This is a genomic window from Pseudonocardia sp. DxW, from assembly GCF_058448985.1.
On record NZ_JBZFLK010000047.1, the window covers coordinates 1 to 17632 of the forward strand.

The following is a 17632-nucleotide window of genomic DNA, read 5'->3' on the forward strand; positions in this document are numbered from 1 at the left end:
GAGCAGCGCACCGTCGATATCGACCATGTGTTCGATTCTATCGGGTTGGGCTGGTTGTTCTCTAGAAGAAAGTCGGGGGGAAATCCACTCAGGACGGCATCCGCGGTGCTCATCGGAAGGCAGCTCCGAAGTGGATCCCGGGGATGGCACGACGAGGAGGCCGGACCGGCGCCGGTGACTCCTCCGCCGCGCCGCCGGGATGCCGCCGCCCGGACCGCGGACCCACCGCGTGCGCACACCGATGACGACCGGACGGCATCCGCGCCGAGGGGCACGAAGCGGGGTAGCCGGGGCACCCCGCCACCGCCCGACCCAGCACCGGGCACTACGCCGCCGCCCGACGCGCCGGCGGGTCACCGCGTCGCCACCGACCCACCACCGGGCCGCCGGACCACCACCCGGACCACCGACCCACCACCGGAGGCAGCGGAGCTGAACCCACCCGAGGCAGCGGAGCAGAGCCCACCCGAGCCAGCGGAGTTGAACCCAGCGGCGCCGGCGGAACAGCGCCGCCGACGGCCCGGAACAGCCGGACCGACGCGACCCGACCGGAGCCCCGGACCGCCCCGCGGTCACACCCGGGCCACCGGCGGCTCGACCCCCACCCCCCGACGACCGGGCGCCGACGCGGCCAGCACCCCCACGACGACCACCACCCCGGCGACCAGCTCCGGCAACGACGGCCGCTCCCCCAGCAGCAGGACGGCGAGCCCCATCCCGACGACCGGCACCAGCAGCGAGTGCGGCGCCACCACCCCGGCCGGGTAGCGGCGCATCAGGACCGTCCAGATCCCGCTCCCGACGACCGTCGCGACCACCGAGAGGTACAGCAGCGCGACCAGGCCGGGCAGCCCGTCCCGGGTGAACACCTCGGCAGTCGCCAGCCAGCCGGTCGCCGGACCCTCGACCACCGCCGACGCGGCGAGCAGCGGGATCGGCGGGACCACCGTCATCCACAGGGTCAGGTGCAGCGGATCGACCGCCTCGCCGTCGCGCTGGGCCAGCCGGTTGCACAGGTTCCCGGCGGCCCAGCCGAGCGCGCCGAGCAGGGTGAGCGCGACCGGGAGCAGCGCGGCCGTCTGCGCCCGCAGCAGCGCGATCGTCGCCAGTCCGGCGACCGCGACGCCGATCCCGATCCACTGCCGCCGCCGGACCCGCTCCCGCAGCAGCACCGCGCCCAGTACCAGGGTGAACGGCCCGGACGCCTGCAGCACCAGCGAGGCGAGCCCGGCCGGCATCCCGGCGTACATCCCGAGGAACAGGAACAGGAACTGCAGGGTGCCGAAGCCGAGCCCGTAACCGATCAGCCAGCGCAGCGGCACCGCGGGCCGCGGGATCAGCAGCACCGCGGGCACGGCGAGCACGAGCATCCGCAGACCCGCGAGGAAGACCGGCGGGAAGTGCTCGAGGCCGACGTGGATGGCGATGAAGTTCGCACCCCACAGCACGGCGACGACGACGGCGAGGCCCCGGTCCCGGACGGTCATGCCCTCGACCCTCCGTCACCGGCGACCGTGCAGTCCAACGCCGAGATCTGAAATGACCTTGTAGCGTTGCTTCATGGACGTCCGGCGCCTGCGGATCCTGCGCGAGCTCGCCGACCGGGGCTCGGTCACCGCCGTCGCGGCGGCCCTGAACTACACCCCGTCCGCGGTCTCCCAGCAGCTCAAGGTGCTGTCCCGGGAGGCCGGGATCGCCCTGACCGTGCCGGACGGGCGCGGGCTGCGGCTCACCGAGGCGGGCACGGCCGTGGTCGCCGGCGCCGAGGACGTCCTGGCCGCGCTCGGCCGCCTCGACGAGACCCTGGCCGGGCTCCGCGAGCGCCCGCTCGGGACGGTCCGGGTCGTGCTGTTCCCGTCCGCCGCCCGGCTGCTGCTGCCCGGCCTGCTCCGCCGCGCCGCCGCGCACGAGGGCCTGGCGCTGTCCTGCCGCGATCTCGACCTGCGCCCGGAGGAGGTGCCGGCCGCCGCGGCCGGCGTCGACGTGGTGGTGACCCACCACGACGAGCGGCTCGATCCGTTCACCGGCGGGCGGCTGCGGGTCCGGCCGCTGCTGCGCGAGCCGCTGGACGTCGCGCTGCCGATCCGGCATCCGCTGGCCGCCCGGGCCGAGGTCGGCCTGGACGACCTGGTCGACGAGGGCTGGATCGGGGTCGGCGTGGGCTGGCCGGTCGACGACGTGCTGCGCTCGGTCGGGCTGGTCACCGGCACCACCCCGCAGGTGGTACAGCGGATCAACGACTTCTCGGTCACCGAGGAGCTGGTCGCCGACGGGCACGGCGTCGCGCTGCTCCCCCGCTACTCGATCGACCACCGGGACGGCACCCGGCTGGCCCTGCGCCCGCTGGCCGGGGTGCGGGCGGCCCGGCTGGTGCACGCGGTCGCCCGTGCCGACGCCGTCGAACGTCCGGCCGTCCGGCTGGTGCTCGACGAGCTGGCCGCCGAGGCCGACGCGGTCCGGGCCCGCGCGGGCTGAGTCCCGGCCGGCCCGAGCCCGAGCAAGCCGGGCCCGGGCCGGTTACGGCCGGGTCCCAGCAGGCCGGCGCGAGCGGTCCGCACGCGCTCAGAGCAGCCGGGTCACCTTGTTCAGGCCGTTGTAGCGGACCGGCGTGATCCGGACCGACGCGCCCGAGTACGGCGCCTCGATCATCATCCCGTCACCCAGGTACATCGCGATGTGGTGGGTGCGGCCGTTGCGCGCCCAGGACAGCATGTCCCCGCGGCGCATGTCCGAGATCGGGACGAGCCGCCCGGCGTTGGCCTGGTTCCCGCTGTAGCGGGGCAGGTCGATGCCGACCCCGGCGAAGGCGTAGAGCATCAGACCCGAGCAGTCGAAGCCGACCTTGCGGAAGTCGCCGTGCGAGTCGGCGACGCCGCCGTCCCGGATGCCACGCGTCGGGCCGCGCGCGTTGCCGCCGCCCCAGGCGTAGATGGTGCCGATCCGCGACGTCGCCCGGTCGATCACGGTCTCGATCGCCGCCGAGCCCGATCGCGGCCCGGGCGCCGGGCCGGCCGACGGGCCCCGGTCGGGTGCGGTCTGCGCGCGGCGGGACTCCTCCTCCTGGGCGACCCGGGCGCGGGCCTCGTCGCGGGCCCGCCGCTCGGCCTCGACCCGCAGCCGTTCCTGCTCGGCCTGCCAGGCCAGGTACCGCTGGCGCTGGGCGCGCAGACCGGCGTCGGAGTTCGCCGCCTCGTCCAGCCGGGCCTGCACGGCGGCACGCTCGGCGCGGACCGTGTCCAGCCTGCTCTGCTGCTCGTCCGCGGCGGCCGCGGCGGACACCAGCGCCTGGTCGGCGGCGGCGGACGCCTCCTCGGCAGCAGCCCGGCGGCGGTCGGCCTCCTCCTGGGCGGCGCGGGCCAGCGAGTCGGCGTTGGCCTGCGCGATCCGGGCCTGCTGCAGTTGCTCCAGCACCGACGCCTGGTCCTCGCTCAGCGCATCGGTCAGCCGCGCCCGGTCCATCAGGTCCTGCGGGTCGGTCGCCCGGGACAGCAGGCCGAGCGGGCCGAGATCGAGACCGTGCGTGTAGACGTCGCCGACGAACTCGTCGAGCCGGGTGCGGGCGTCGTCGACGGCCCGACCGGCCTCCTCGGTCGCCGCCCGGGCCTCCAGCGCGCGGGCGGCGGCCGCGTCGGCCTCCCGGCCGGCGGCGTCGGCGGTGTCGCGCGCCTCGAGGGCCTCCTGCCCGCGCGCGGCGACCTCGATCTGCAGCTCGTCGAGCTGCGCGTCGAGCTCGGCGAGCCGCGCGGTCAGCCGTCCGACCTCGGCGGACCGGTCCTGCACGCTCTGCCGGCTGCGTTCGAGCTCGTCGTCGTCGGGGTTCGGCGGCGGCGGGGGCGGCTGCGCGGGCAGCGACCCGGTGCCGGCGGCCCCGCCCGCCGTGGGCGCCACGGCCGCGGCGCCGACCGCCGGGGTCCCCAGCAGCAGTGCGGTCAGCAGCACCAGCACACCGGCGGCGAGCGGGGTCCGGCGACGGGGCCCGCGGGCGGGCCGGAGCACCGACGGCTCGCGCGTCACGGTTCGTCCTCCCGAGGAGCGGGTGCCGCGCCCGGCGGGGAGCGGTGCGGTCGGCGGAAGCCTGCCACTCCCGTCACGCGAACACCGTGCGACACACCGGACCCGCACCCGACGGTCCGCCTCCCGGGGGACCCCGGACCCCGGGAGGGACGACGACCACACCCGCCTCGCGCTCTTTATAGGACAGGCGTACTATTTGGGACAGCAGGGTCCACGCTGCCGCGGACGAGGCGGTGCGCGAGACTCGGACACACGCCGGTGAGCCCCCCGACCTGCGAGCGGGCCGACGCTCACCGCACCGGACGCAGAACGCCCACCACCACGGGAGGACCATCAAGTGGCCAGCACCGACAGCTTCGGCGCCAGAGGACAGCTCGACGTCGGCGGCACCGGTTACGAGATCTTCCGGCTCTCCGCGGTGGAGGGCTCGAAGCGCCTGCCGTTCAGCCTCAAGGTCCTGCTCGAGAACCTGCTCCGCACCGAGGACGGCGCGAACGTCACGGCGGACCACATCAACGCCCTGGCGAACTGGGACCCGCAGGCCGAGCCGGACACCGAGATCCAGTTCACCCCGGCCCGGGTGATCATGCAGGACTTCACCGGCGTCCCCTGCGTCGTCGACCTGGCGACCATGCGCGAGGCGGTGACCGAGATGGGCGGCGACCCCGCCAAGGTCAACCCGCTCGCCCCCGCCGAGCTGGTCATCGACCACTCGGTGATGATCGACTTCTTCGGCACCGCCGACGCCTTCGAGAAGAACATCGAGTTCGAGTACGGCCGCAACAAGGAGCGCTACCAGTTCCTGCGCTGGGGCCAGGGCGCCTTCGACGAGTTCAAGGTCGTCCCGCCCGGCACCGGCATCGTGCACCAGGTCAACATCGAGAACCTGGCCCGCGTCGTCATGCCGCGCAACGGCCAGGCCTACCCGGACACCCTGGTCGGCACCGACTCGCACACCACGATGGTCAACGGCATCGGCGTGCTCGGCTGGGGCGTCGGCGGCATCGAGGCCGAGGCCGCGATGCTCGGCCAGCCGGTCTCGATGCTGATCCCGAAGGTGCTGGGCTTCAAGCTGACCGGCGAGATCCCGACCGGCGTGACCGCCACCGACGTGGTGCTGACGATCACCGAGATGCTGCGCCGCCAGGGCGTCGTCGGCAAGTTCGTCGAGTTCTACGGCGCCGGCGTCGGCGCCGTGCCGCTGGCCAACCGCGCCACCATCGGCAACATGAGCCCGGAGTTCGGCTCCACCGCCGCGATCTTCCCGATCGACGACGAGACCGTCCGCTACCTCAAGCTGACCGGTCGCTCCGAGGAGCAGATCGCCCTGGTCGAGGCCTACGCCAAGGAGCAGGGCCTCTGGCACGACCCGGACCACGAGCCGGTCTACTCCGAGACGATGGAGCTGGACCTGTCGACGGTGGTCCCCTCGATCGCCGGCCCGAAGCGCCCGCAGGACCGGATCGAGCTGTCCGCCGCGAAGCCGGCGTTCCGCAAGGCCGTGCAGGACTACACCAACGACGACGTCGCGCCGCTGACCGGCGTCGACGAGTCCAGCGACGAGTCGTTCCCGGCCAGCGACGCGCCGGCGCACACCTTCGCCGACGGCGAGCCCGCCCCGGTCGTCCAGTCCGCCGCGACCGGCTGTGAGGGCCGTCCGTCCAAGCCGGTCACCGTCCGCTCGGAGACCCGCGGCGAGTTCGTGCTCGACCACGGCGCCGTGGTGATCGCCTCGATCACCTCCTGCACCAACACGTCGAACCCGAGCGTGATGCTGGGCGCCGCGCTGCTGGCGAAGAACGCGGTGGAGAAGGGCCTGGCCGTCAAGCCGTGGGTGAAGACCTCGATGGCGCCCGGCTCGCAGGTCGTCACCGACTACTACGAGAAGGCCGGCCTCTGGCCCTACCTCGACAAGCTCGGCTACAACCTGGTCGGCTACGGCTGCACCACCTGCATCGGCAACTCCGGCCCGCTGCCGGAGGAGGTGTCGGCCGCGGTCAACGAGAACGACCTGACCGTCGCGTCGGTGCTGTCGGGCAACCGGAACTTCGAGGGCCGGATCAACCCGGACGTCAAGATGAACTACCTGGCGTCCCCGCCGCTGGTCATCGCCTACGCGCTGGCCGGGACGATGGACTTCGACTTCGAGGCCCAGCCGCTCGGCCGGGACTCCGAGGGCAACGACGTCTTCCTGCGCGACATCTGGCCCTCCACCGACGACATCAACGCGGTGGTCGATTCCTCGATCACCTCGGAGATGTTCACCAAGAGCTACTCCGACGTGTTCCGCGGCGACGACCGCTGGCGGGCGCTGCCCACCCCCGAGGGCCGGACCTTCGAGTGGGACCAGCAGTCCACCTACGTGCGCAAGCCCCCGTACTTCGAGGGCATGACGACCGATCCGGAGCCGGTCACCGACATCTCCGGCGCCCGGGTGCTCGCCCTGCTCGGCGACTCGGTCACCACCGACCACATCTCGCCGGCCGGTGCGATCAAGCCGGGCACCCCGGCCGCGGTCTACCTGGACGAGAACGGCGTCGAGAAGAAGGACTACAACTCCTTCGGCTCCCGGCGCGGCAACCATGAGGTGATGATCCGCGGCACGTTCGCGAACATCCGGCTGCGCAACCAGCTGCTGGACGCGATCGTCGACGGCGGGGTCAGCGGCGGCTACACCCGGGACTTCACCCAGGACGGCGGCCCGCAGGCGTTCATCTACGACGCCGCGCAGAACTACGCCGCGCAGGGCACCCCGCTGGTCGTGCTGGGCGGCAAGGAGTACGGCTCCGGCTCATCGCGCGACTGGGCGGCCAAGGGCACCGCGCTGCTCGGCGTGAAGGCCGTCATCGTCGAGTCGTTCGAGCGGATCCACCGGTCGAACCTGATCGGCATGGGCGTCGTCCCGCTGCAGTTCCCCGAGGGCGAGTCCGCCTCGAGCCTCGGCCTGGACGGCACCGAGACCTTCGACATCGCCGGCATCACCGAGCTGAACGACGGGAAGACCCCGAAGACGGTGCAGGTGACCGCGACGAAGGAGTCCGGCGAGACCGTGGTGTTCGACGCCAAGGTGCGCATCGACACCCCCGGTGAGGCGGACTACTACCGCAACGGCGGCATCCTGCAGTTCGTCCTGCGGGGCATGCTGAAGAGCTGACGCGCTCGACCACCACCGCGGAGCCCGTCGTCCCCCCGTGGGGCGGCGGGCTCCGTGCATCCGGCAGCGCGTTCGGTAGCGCTACGGATCCGGACGATCCGCCGACGGACGACCCTTCCCGGAATGTCCACCTCGCTCCCGGGTCCGTGGCGGCGCCTCCTCGACGAAGCCCGCGCCTACCCGTCGCCGCACAACTCCCAGCCGATCGTCGTCCGGGTGCTCGACGCCGGCCGCGCCGAGCTCCTCTACGACCTGGAACGCGGGCTGCCCGCGGAGAACTTCGGGGTCCCGTTCGGCCAGGTGTGCGCCGGCGTCTACGTCGAGTCGCTGGCGACCGTCGCCGCCGGGCACGGCTGGTCGGTGGCCGCCGAGCTGCGCGACGACGGGCTCGACTTCGACGCCGCCGCCCGCCATCAGCCGCTCGGCACCCTGCAGCTGGGCCGGGCCGCGATCACCCCGCGGGCGGAGGCCGACCTGGCCGCGTTCCGGCGGCGGCGCACCTCGCGCCGTCCCTACCGGGACCTGCCGGTCGATCCGGCGGTGCTCGCCGAGGTCGGCGCGATCGCCGCGGCCGCCGGCCACGACTTCGGGCACACCGCGCAGCGGGGGCTGGTGGACCGGCTGGTCCGGATCAACCAGGAGACCCTGTTCGACGACCTGCGCAACGACGCCGTGCACGCCGAGATCCTGGCCTGGATCCGCACCTCGGACCGCAGCGCCGAGGCGACCCGCGACGGACTGTCCGCGCGCACCCTGCTGCTGCCCGGCCCGCTGCTCGGCTTCGCGATGCGGCACCGCGGGATGTGGGACCTGCCGCTGGCCGGGCCGCTGCTGCGCCGGATCTACCTGAACACGATGCGCGGGGTGCGCGAGCTCGGCTGGCTCACCGGCCCGTTCGGCTCCCCGCTCGACCACGTCGCGGCCGGCCGGCTGTTCCTGCGAATCTGGCTCGCGTTCACCAGGGCGGACGTGTACCTGCACCCGTTCGGCACGGTGATCACCAACCCGCGCTCGCACGCCGCCTTCACCGACGCCGCCGGGATCGTCGAGGACGGGGCCGGCGGCGAGCACCTGGCCTGGATGCTCTTGCGCTACGGGCACAGCGCGGAACCACCGCGGGCGCTGCGCCGCGAGCTGCCCGAGATGCTCCTCGACCGGGACGGGAGCACGTCGTGGGACCGCTGACCTGGCTGCAGGAGACCGTCGTCGACCTGCTGGCCCGCCGGCCGGGCACGCACCGGTTGCTGCTGGCACCGGGGTTCGAGCCGCTGCGCAGGCGGCTCGGCGAGCGCCGGGCGTACCGCACCTTCGAGCGCAGCGCCCGGCTGGTCCCGGCCTACCGGAGCTTCCTGGCCGCGCACGGCGCGCCGCGCCGGCTCCCCCGGGACCGGCGGCGGGCGGCCGCGGCGTTCGCCGCGCTACCGGTGACGGACAAGGACTCCTACATCCGGCCCTACTCCATCGCGGACCGCTGCCTGCGCGGCCGGATCCCGCGCCGGGGCGTCGTCGTCGACGAGTCGTCGGGTTCGTCGGGGGTGCCGACAAGCTGGGTGCGCGGCCCGGTGGAGCGGCGCGCCTCCCGGGAGCTGCTGCGGGTCGGGTTCCAGCGCACCGCCGCCGGGCTGCGCACGCCGCCGTTCGTGATCAACGCCTTCTCCCTGGGCGCCTGGGCGACCGGGATGAACGTGTCCGCGGCGCTGACCGGCGTCGCCGTCGTCAAGTCGGTCGGGCCGGACCCCGACAAGATCATCAACACGATGCGCGAGTTCGGCCCGGACTTCACCTACGTGATCACCGGGTACCCGCCGTTCCTGAAGGGACTGTTCGACGACGACCGGCTCGACTGGTCCGCCTACGACATCGTCTGCGCGTTCGGCGGCGAGGGCATCAGCGAGGGCATGCGGGACCGCATCCTGCGCACCGCGCACTCGGTGATCGGCGCCTACGGGGCGAGCGACCTGGAGATCTCGATCGCCACCGAGACCGGGTTCACGATCGCGCTGCGCCGGGCGATCGCCGCCGATCCGGCGCTGTCGGCGGAGCTGACCCGCCAGGACGAGTATGGCGTGCTCCCGAACATCTCCCAGTTCAACCCCTACGCCTACCTGATCGAGACCAGCGACGACGGCGAGCTGCTGATCACCCTCACCCGGCCGCAGAACCTCAGCCCGCGGATCCGCTACAACATCCACGACCGCGGGCACGTGGCGCGGATGCGGGACGTGCTGCCGGTGCTCCGCCGGCACGGCCTGCGCCGTCCGGAGCTGCGTGAGGTGCTCGACGCCCGGCTGCTCGACCTGCCGCTGCTGTTCCAGTATGGCCGCAGCGACTCCTCGGTGGACTTCAACGGCGCGGTGGTCCCGCCGGACGGGCTGCGCGACGCGGTCAGCGCCGATCCGGAGCTCCTGGACGCGATCGAGAACCACCGGCTGGTGTCCTACGAGGACGACGCGGGCGACCGGCGGCTGCACCTGGCCCTGCAGCTCGCGCCCGGCCGCGAGCTCGCCGACCGGACCGGCGCCGCCCGCCGGGTGGTCCGCGCGCTGCGCCGGTCCAACGCCGACCTGCACAACGCGATCCGCACCTGCGCACCCGGGACGGAGCCGACGGTCGGCTTCTACCCGCACCGGACCGGGGTGTTCGCCGACGACGGGGCCACCCTGAAGAACAGCTACGTCCGGTTCCTCGACGCCGCCGGGGCCCGCGCCGCAGGGATCGACGTGCAGTGGACCGACGAGCGCGCGGGCTGACGCCGGGCCGCGCGCGACCGGCCGGCGCCGGGCCGCTCAGATCCGGGCGCCCAGCTCGCGGGAGATCCGGCGGGCGGCGTCGACGGCGGCCCGGCCGTGGTCGTCGAACACCGCCTCGGTCATCCGGACGGTCGGCCCGGACACCGACAGCGCCCCGGCCGGGCGGCCGTCGGCACCGAGGATCGCGGCACCGACCGCCGCGATCCCCTCGCTGAGCCCCTCCGGGTTGACCGACCAGCCCCGGGCCCGGATCTCGGCGATCCGGGCCCGCAGGGTGCCGGCGTCGGTGACCGTCCACGGCGTGCTCGGCGCCAGCTCGCCGCCGGACAGGTACGCCTCGACGACGGCGTCGGTGCACGCCGCGAGATAGGCCTGGCCGGTGGCCGAGGCGTTGAGCGGGATCCGGTGCCCGAGCGGCAGGAACGCGCGCAGCCGGTGTGCGGTGTCCAGGCGCTCGACCAGCACCAGCTCGCGGCCGTCGGGCGCGGCCAGGTGCACCGTCTCCCCCGAGGTCAGCTGCAGCTCGTGCAGCACCGGGAGCGCGCGTTCGCGCAGCTCGCCCGAGTCGCGGGCCTGGTTCCCGACGGCGAACGCGCGGTAGGTCAGCGACCAGCGCGAGGTCTCGTCGGCCCGGCACCAGCCGACCTCCGCCAGGGTCAGCAGGGTGCGCTGCACGGTGCTCTTGGGGAGACCCACTCCCCGTGCGAGCTCGGACAATCCGACCGGTTGCTGCTCCCCCACCGCCTCCAGCACCCGGATCGCCGAGACCACGCTGTTGGTCGCCGCCATCCCTTGACCCCCTCGAACGAGCGACATACCGTCCTGGCTCGACGGTCCACTGTGCAGACCACTGTGCCACCTGGTGGACCGATCGACAAGGCTACCAACGGAGGTAACCCCATGGCGGTGCAGATCATCGCGCTGCTGACGTTCGTGGCGGTATTCGTCATCGCGGAGCTGCGGCGCTCGCACATCGGCATCGTCATGTTCGCGGCGGCGGCCGGGATGGGCCTGCTCGTGGCCGGGCTGGCGCTCGACGACATCGTCGCCGGCTTCCCGATCGACATCCTGATCCTGCTGGTCGGCGTGACCTACTTCTTCGGGATCGCCAAGGCCAACGGCACCATCGGCCGGCTCGTCGACCGGGCGCTGGTCCTCGTGGGCAGCAACACCGCCGCCCTGCCGCTGACGTTCTTCCTGCTCACCGCGGCGGTGTCGGCGATGGGCTCCCCGCTGGGCGGCCTGGTCATGGCCCCGATCGGCATGTCTGTGGCGCACCGGCGCCGGATCGACCCGATGCTGATGGGCCTGGCGATCGGCACCGGGCTCTCGGCCGGGGCGTTCGCACCGACCTCGCTGTTCGGCATCGTCACCTGGGGCACCGCCAACACCGCCGGGATCGCACTGAACCCGCTCACCCTGTTCGCGGTCGCCGTGATCGTGAACCTGGTCCTGCTGGCCGCGGCCTACCTGATGTTCGGCTCGCGCAGCCGCCCCCGCACGGCCGTGAGCACCGTGAGCACCGCCGCCGGGGGTGCTGTCGCCACCGGCGGCGGGGACGAGCCGGAGGCCGGCGAGGAGCGGCCCGCCCGTGAGCCGTTCGAGACCATCCACCTGGTCACCGTGGTCGCCATACTCGGCCTGATCGCGGCCGTCGTCGTGCTCGCGATCGTCGGCAACAACCCGGACGTCGGCGTGCTCGCCTTCGCCTTCGGCGCCGCGCTCACCCTGATCGACCCGGACAACGGGCGCAAGGCGCTCAAGGAGATCGACTGGTCGACCGTGCTGCTGGTCGGCGGCATCATCACCTACGTCGGCGTGCTGCAGGAGATCGGCGCGGTCGACCTGCTCGGCGACCTCGCCGCGATGATGACCGTCCCGCTGCTCGCCGCCCTGGTCATCTGCGCGGTGGGCGGGCTGGTCTCGGCGTTCGCGTCCACCACCGGCATCCTCGCCGCGCTCGTCCCGCTGGCCATCCCGCTGATCGAGCAGGGCGGCGTCGCGGGCTGGGCGCTGATCTGCGCGCTCGGCGTGTGCTCGTCCATCGTGGACGTCTCGCCGTTCTCCACGGTGGGTGCGACCCTGGTGGCGACCACCGTCGATCCCGACCAGCGGCCGCGGATGACCGCCCTGCTCACCCGCTGGGGCCTGTCCATGGTCGTGATCGGCCCGGTCGTGCTGGTCGGCACCCTGGTGCTGCCCGCGATGGCCTTCCAGTGACCTACCCAGACCGTACGGAACCGGAGAGATCGTTGCTGCTCACCTCACTCACCGCCGCCGAGGACCTCGAGCGCGCCGTCACCGTCGGCGAGGAGACGCTGTCCCGGGCCGAGCTGGTCGACCGGGCCGGCCGGTTCGCCGCCGGCATCCCGGACGACGGCCCGGTCGCGGTGCACGCGACGGCGTCGATGGACACCGTCGTCGCGATCACCGGCTGTCTGCTCGCCGGGGTGCCGGTGGTGCCGGTCCCGCCGGACTCCGGGCCCGCCGAGCTGCGGCACGTGCTGCGCGACTCGGGCGCCACGTCCTGGTCGGGCGCGCGGCCGGACGGGGTCGATCTCCCGGTGGTCGTCCCGGGCGGCGGTGCGGTGCCGCCGCGCGAGACCGATCCAGAGGCGACCGCGATGCTGCTCTACACCTCCGGAACGACGGGTGCGCCGAAGGGCGCGCAGCTGTCCGGCCGGGCGATCGCCGCCGGGCTGGACGGCCTGATCGAGGTCTGGGACTGGACCCCGGACGACAGGGTCGCGCACGGGCTGCCACTGTTCCACGTGCACGGGCTGATCCTCGGCGTGCTCGGCTCGCTGCGGCTGGGCTCGCGGGTGGTGCACACGGTGAAGCCGCACCCCGCCCGGTACGCCGCGGCGGACGCGTCGATGTACTTCGGGGTGCCGACGGTGTGGAACCGGATCGTCGAGGACCCGGCGTCGGCACGGGCGCTCGGCGGCGCCCGGCTGCTGGTGTCGGGCAGCGCGCCGCTGCCCGCGTCGCTGTTCGAGCGGATCGCCGGGCTCACCGGGCAGGCACCGGTCGAGCGCTACGGCATGACCGAGACCATGATCACGCTCAGTGCGCACGCCGCCGGCGAGCGCCGGGCGGGCTGGGTGGGCCTGCCGGTCCCCGGCGCCGAGACCCGGTTGCGGCCCGCCGACGACGACGCGGGCAGCACCGTCCCGGACGACGGCGAGACCGTCGGCCGCCTCGAGGTCCGCGGGCCGATGCTGTTCTCCGGCTACCTGAACCGGCCGGACGCGAACGCCGAGACCAGCGCCGGCGACGGCTGGTTCCGCACCGGCGATCTCGCCGTCCGCGACGCGGGCGGGTTCCACCGGATCGTCGGCCGGGAGTCCACCGACCTGATCAAGTCCGGCGGCTACCGGATCGGCTCCGGCGAGATCGAGGCGGTGCTGATGGACCACCCGGCCGTCGCCGAGTGCGCGGTCGTCGGGGCGGCCGATCCGGACCTCGGGCAGAAGATCGTCGCCTACGTCGTCGGCGAGGGTCCCGGCCAGGCGCTGATCGACCACGTCGCCTCCCAGCTGTCCTGGCACAAGCGCCCGCGCGAGGTGGTGTTCGTCGAGGCGCTGCCGCGCAACCCGATGGGCAAGGTGCAGAAGAAGCTGCTGGGCGGATGAGTGCGGTGCCGGCTCAGTAGCTGCGCGGGAGGCCGAGGACCTGGGTGCCGATGTGGGCGAGCACCAGTTCCTCGGCCACCGGGATGTTGCGGGCGATCCGGGCATCCCGGAACAGCCGCTCCACCGGGTACTCCTTCGAGTACGCCATCCCGCCGAAGGTCTGGAACGCCCGCTCCGCGGCCTCCCAGCCGACCTGCGCGCCGGTCAGTTTCGCGATGTTGGTCTCGGTGTGGCAGGGCAGGTCGTTGTCGAACAGCCAGGCCGCCTTGTAGGTCATCAGCCTGCCCAGCTCGGCCTTCGCCCTGATCTGCGCCAGCGGGAACTGGATGGCCTGGTTGGCGCCGATCGGGCGGCCGAACACCACCCGCTCCTTCGCGTACCGGACGGCGACGTCCAGCGCGGCGTCCGCGGTGCCCACCCCGCCGGCCGCGGCCAGGATCCGCTCCGGGTTGAGCACATCCCACAGCACGGCGAAGCCGTGGTCGATCTCGCCGATCACGTTCGCGGCGGGCACCCGGACGCCGTCGAGGAAGACCTGGCTGGAGGTCACCACGTTCGAGCCCATCTTCGGGATCGGCGTCCAGCGCAGCGTGCCGGCCTCGGCGGCCTGCCGCACGTCGACCAGGAACAGGGTGAAACCGGCGGTGCGCGGCTTCGCCTCCCCGGCCGGGACGGTCCGGGTCACCGCGATCATCCAGTCCGCGTTCTCCAGGCCGGAGATCCAGATCTTCTGCCCGTCGAGCACGAAGTCGTCGCCGTCGCGGACGGCGCGGGTGCGGATCGACAACGCGTCGCTGCCGGCGTCGGGCTCGGTGAGACCGAGGCAGAACTGCACCTCGCCGGCGGCCAGCCCGGGCAGCAGCGCCCGCTTCTGCGCCTCGGTGCCGTGCCGGGTCAGCGTGGTCGCGCCGAAGCCGGGGGTCAGGATGTAGAGGAAGATCCCGCCGGAGCCGCCGGACGCGGCCAGCGTCTCGCAGGCGACGGCCAGCTCCAGCATCCCCTGCCCGCCGCCGCCGTACTCCTCGGGGACGGTCAGGCCCAGCCAGCCGCCGTCGGCGAGATCGCGCCACGCCTCCCACGGGAACCGGTGCTCCTCCTCCAGCCGGGACCAGTAGGCGTGGTCGTAGCGCGCGCCGATGGCGCGCACCCCCTCCTGCACGGCCTGCGCGGTGTCGGGGAGCGTGAAGTCCATCGTGGCGGTTCCTCTCGCACCGGCGGCGGCACGCCGGTCGTCGTCGGGCCTGGGCGGGCCCAGCATGCTCCGGAACGGCCCGCGCCGGAAACCGGTGGTGCGCCGGGGCCGCCGGCCCTGCTCGCCGCGCGGCGCTCCAGGGTCTAGCTTCACGCCATGCCCGGTGCGCACTCGCCCTCGGAGGATCGTGGCCACGACCGCGGGATCGGAGTCAACCCGGCCTTCGCCGCGGAGCCGGTCGACATCCCGCGGTTCACCATCCCCGACGGCGGCCTCGATCCCGAGATCGCCTACCAGGTCGTGCACGACGAGCTGATGCTCGACGGCAACGCGCGGCTCAACCTCGCCACCTTCGTCACCACCTGGGCCGAGCCGCAGGCGGAGCGGCTGATGGCCGAGTCGCTGGACAAGAACATGATCAACAAGGACGAGTACCCGCGCACCGCCGACCTGGAGCAGCGGTGCGTGCGGATGCTCGCCGATCTCTGGCACGCGCCCGATCCCGCTCGCGCGGTCGGCTGCTCGACCACCGGTTCGTCGGAGGCGTGCATGCTCGGCGGGCTGGCGCTCAAGCGGCGCTGGCAGCACCGCCGCCGGGCCGACGGGCTGCCCGCGGACCGGCCGAACATCGTGATGGGGATCGACGTCCAGATACCCCTGGGACAAGTTCGCCAACTACTTCGAGGTCGAGCCGCGCCTGGTGCCGATGTCCGGCGACCGGCTGCACCTGGGCGTCGACGAGGCGCTGGCCCGCTGCGACGGGAACACGATCGGCAGCGTCGTCGTCCTCGGGTCGACCTTCGACCGCAGCTATGAGCCGGTCGAGCAGCTCTGCGCGGCGCTCGACGACCTGCAGGACCGGACCGGGCTCGACGACCCGGGGCACGTCGACGGCGCCTCCGGCGCGATGGTCGCCCCGTTCTGCGATCCGGACCTGGTGTGGGACTGCCGGCTGCCCCGGGTGGCGTCGGTCAACACCTCCGGGCACAAGTACGGCCTGGTGCATCCCGGCGTCGGCTGGGCGGTCTGGCGGGACGCCGACGCGCTGCCCGAGGACCTGGTGTTCCGGGGGAGCTACCTCGGCGGGGACGGGGCCGGGTTCTCGCGCGCAACGCGCTCGTCACCGGCCTGAGCCGCTGCTAGCGTGCTGGGTGCGCCCCCCGATGGGCCCAGCGGAAGGAGCACTAACCCGCCGACGCCACGCGTCGGACACCCGCACGGGCCCGCGGGCGCAGCGCTCCTTCACGTCTCCCCCGTGGTGCCCGCACCCACGTCATGAGGAGAGCCATGCCCTGCACGTTCAACCACACCATCGTCGCCGCCCGGGACCGCGCGGAGTCGGCGGCCTTCTTCCGCCGCGTGTTCGAGGCGGCGGACGCCCCGTCCTGGGGGCCGTTCACCAACCTCTCGCTGGACGGCGGCGTGCTGATCCAGTTCGCCGATCTGCCGGCCGACGCGTTCCCACAGATCCAGCCGCAGCACTACGCCTTCCTGGTCGACGACGCGCTGTTCGACCGGGCGTACGCCCGGCTGGTCGCCGACGGCGTCGAGCACTGGGCCGACCCGCAGATGCAGCGGCCCGGCGAGATCAACCACGGGCACGGTGGCCGCGGGGTGTACTTCCGCGACCCGGCCGGGCACTTCCTGGAGATGATCACCAGGCCGTACGTCTGAGGCCCGGCGTGCTGTCCGCGGCTGCACGGGACCACATCGGCCTGCTCGACCAGGAAGAAATGGTGGCCGGGCATGACCTCGAGCTCGAACTCGGCGTCGGTGTGCCTGCGCCAGGCGTCCGCTTCCTCGTGGGTGGTGCGCGGATCGTCGTGGCCGGTCAGCGCGAGCACGGGGCATCCGACGGCGGCGGAGTCGTCGGCTCGGTAGGTCTCGACCGCCCGGTAGTCGCTGCGGATCGCCGGCAGCACCAGGGCGAGGAAGTCGTCGTCGAGGCTGCTCATGTCCGGCCCGCCGGACGCCGGGTGCTGGGCGCCCGCCGCCCGGAGACCACGAGCGATCGCGGAGCGGAGTCCGGCGCGTCCCGCTCGAGCCTGCGCGCGGTCTCGAACCCGACCAGCGCGCCCATGCTGTGTCCGAACTAAACAAGAGCCCGGGCTGTCGGTCAACGCCGCCTGCAAGCGGATCGGGCCCCAGCTGGGGATTCAGCCGGACACCCTGCGGGGCTGGTGCAAGCAGGCCGACGTCGATGACGGTCTTGCCCCGGGGACCACGACCGACGACCGCGGCGAGCTGGCCCGGTTGCGTCGGGAGAACGCCGAGCTGCGGCGGGCGAACGAGATCCTCAAGACCGCATCGGCGTTTTTCGCCTCGGCGGAGCTCGACCGCCGACTGCGGTGATCGTCGACTACATCGACGCCCACCGAGGCCGGTTCGGGGTCGAGCCGATCTGTCGCGTGCTGAGCAAGCACGGGGTCCAGATCGCCCCGAGCGGCTACTACGCGGCCAAGACCCGTCCTCCGTCGCGGCGCGCGCTGTCCGACGCCGTGCTGGCCGAGACGATCGAGGCCACGTTCTGGGACCGCACCAAGGGCCGCGGCGGCTACGGGGCCCGCAAGATGTGGCATCAGCTGCGCCGTGACGGGGTCACCGGAGCTGCCGGTGCGGCGATGGCGCGGTGCACGGTGGAGCGGCTGATGCGCTCTCTCGGCCTGCGCGGGGCCCGTCGCGGCCGGCCGGTGTTGACCACCCGGTCCGACCGCCACGCCGAGCGGGCGCCGGATCTGGTCGATCGGGACTTCACCGCCGCCGCGCCGAACCGGCTGTGGGTGGTCGACCTGACCTACGTGCCGACCTGGTCGGGGCATGGTGTTCACCGCGTTCGTCTCCGACGTCTACTCACGACGGATCGTCGGCTGGCGCTGCGCGAGCTCGA

Annotated in this window: 12 protein-coding genes, 2 pseudogenes and 1 other annotated feature; of the genes and pseudogenes, 9 read left to right on the plus strand and 5 right to left on the minus strand. The window is 73.4% G+C overall.

The window, feature by feature from the left end; all coding sequences use genetic code 11:
* Window positions 1–572: 572 nt before the first annotated feature.
* On the minus strand, window positions 573–1487 hold the full coding sequence (locus tag ACVJO7_RS33480; RefSeq protein WP_344030000.1) for an EamA family transporter: 915 nt from the start codon (window positions 1485–1487) through the stop codon (window positions 573–575).
* A gap of 73 nt (window positions 1488–1560) precedes the next feature.
* On the opposite strand from ACVJO7_RS33480, the gene ACVJO7_RS33485 reads away from it, so the two are divergent.
* On the plus strand, window positions 1561–2475 hold the full coding sequence (locus ACVJO7_RS33485) for a LysR family transcriptional regulator (protein WP_491676290.1): 915 nt from the start codon (window positions 1561–1563) through the stop codon (window positions 2473–2475).
* Window positions 2476–2562: 87 nt separating this feature from the next.
* Here ACVJO7_RS33485 and ACVJO7_RS33490 read toward each other — a convergent pair whose 3' ends face one another.
* A complete protein-coding gene (locus ACVJO7_RS33490; RefSeq protein ID WP_491676291.1) occupies window positions 2563–4014 on the minus strand; it encodes an NlpC/P60 family protein in 1452 nt (483 codons plus the stop codon).
* 337 nt (window positions 4015–4351) lie between these two features.
* Between ACVJO7_RS33490 and acnA the strand changes: the two genes are divergently transcribed.
* The 3 genes from acnA (at window position 4352) to ACVJO7_RS33505 (ending at window position 9918) form a co-directional block, all read left to right on the plus strand.
* On the plus strand, window positions 4352–7168 hold the full coding sequence (gene acnA / locus ACVJO7_RS33495) for an aconitate hydratase AcnA (RefSeq protein ID WP_491676292.1): 2817 nt from the start codon (window positions 4352–4354) through the stop codon (window positions 7166–7168).
* 123 nt (window positions 7169–7291) lie between these two features.
* A complete protein-coding gene (locus ACVJO7_RS33500; RefSeq protein ID WP_491676293.1) occupies window positions 7292–8353 on the plus strand; it encodes a hypothetical protein in 1062 nt (353 codons plus the stop codon).
* A complete protein-coding gene (locus ACVJO7_RS33505) occupies window positions 8341–9918 on the plus strand; it encodes a phenylacetate--CoA ligase family protein (protein WP_491676294.1) in 1578 nt (525 codons plus the stop codon). The genes ACVJO7_RS33500 and ACVJO7_RS33505 overlap by 13 nt, the downstream gene beginning before the upstream one ends.
* Before the next feature lie 36 nt (window positions 9919–9954).
* Here ACVJO7_RS33505 and ACVJO7_RS33510 read toward each other — a convergent pair whose 3' ends face one another.
* The gene (locus tag ACVJO7_RS33510; RefSeq protein ID WP_344030016.1) at window positions 9955–10707 is read right to left on the minus strand and encodes an IclR family transcriptional regulator; all 753 of its coding nucleotides are present in this window, start codon (window positions 10705–10707) and stop codon (window positions 9955–9957) included.
* A 111-nt stretch (window positions 10708–10818) separates the two neighbouring features.
* Here ACVJO7_RS33510 and ACVJO7_RS33515 point away from each other — a divergent pair, with 111 nt between their 5' ends.
* The gene (locus tag ACVJO7_RS33515) at window positions 10819–12138 is read left to right on the plus strand and encodes an SLC13 family permease (RefSeq protein WP_491676295.1); all 1320 of its coding nucleotides are present in this window, start codon (window positions 10819–10821) and stop codon (window positions 12136–12138) included.
* A gap of 32 nt (window positions 12139–12170) precedes the next feature.
* A complete protein-coding gene (locus ACVJO7_RS33520; RefSeq protein WP_491676296.1) occupies window positions 12171–13553 on the plus strand; it encodes an acyl-CoA synthetase in 1383 nt (460 codons plus the stop codon).
* A 13-nt stretch (window positions 13554–13566) separates the two neighbouring features.
* On the opposite strand, the gene ACVJO7_RS33525 is transcribed toward ACVJO7_RS33520, so the two are convergent.
* Window positions 13567–14745 carry an acyl-CoA dehydrogenase family protein gene (locus ACVJO7_RS33525; RefSeq protein WP_491676297.1) on the minus strand — a complete coding sequence of 393 codons (1179 nt, stop codon included), beginning with the start codon at window positions 14743–14745 and terminating at the stop codon, window positions 13567–13569.
* Window positions 14746–14901: 156 nt separating this feature from the next.
* Here ACVJO7_RS33525 and gad point away from each other — a divergent pair.
* Window positions 14902–15850: pseudogene (gene gad / locus ACVJO7_RS33530) on the plus strand (glutamate decarboxylase); the annotation flags it as partial.
* A 182-nt stretch (window positions 15851–16032) separates the two neighbouring features.
* Window positions 16033–16419, plus strand: coding sequence for a VOC family protein (locus ACVJO7_RS33535; protein ID WP_491676298.1), 387 nt, complete (start codon window positions 16033–16035; stop codon window positions 16417–16419).
* A 95-nt stretch (window positions 16420–16514) separates the two neighbouring features.
* Here ACVJO7_RS33535 and ACVJO7_RS33540 read toward each other — a convergent pair.
* Window positions 16515–16700, minus strand: a pseudogene (locus ACVJO7_RS33540) (thioesterase II family protein); the annotation flags it as partial.
* Window positions 16701–17054: 354 nt separating this feature from the next.
* Window positions 17055–17186: a sequence feature (AL1L pseudoknot), on the plus strand.
* Here ACVJO7_RS33540 and ACVJO7_RS33545 point away from each other — a divergent pair.
* Window positions 17094–17632 (plus strand): IS3 family transposase (locus ACVJO7_RS33545; protein WP_491676299.1); only part of this gene is annotated, 539 nt, incomplete at its 3' end. (Overlaps the previous feature by 93 nt.)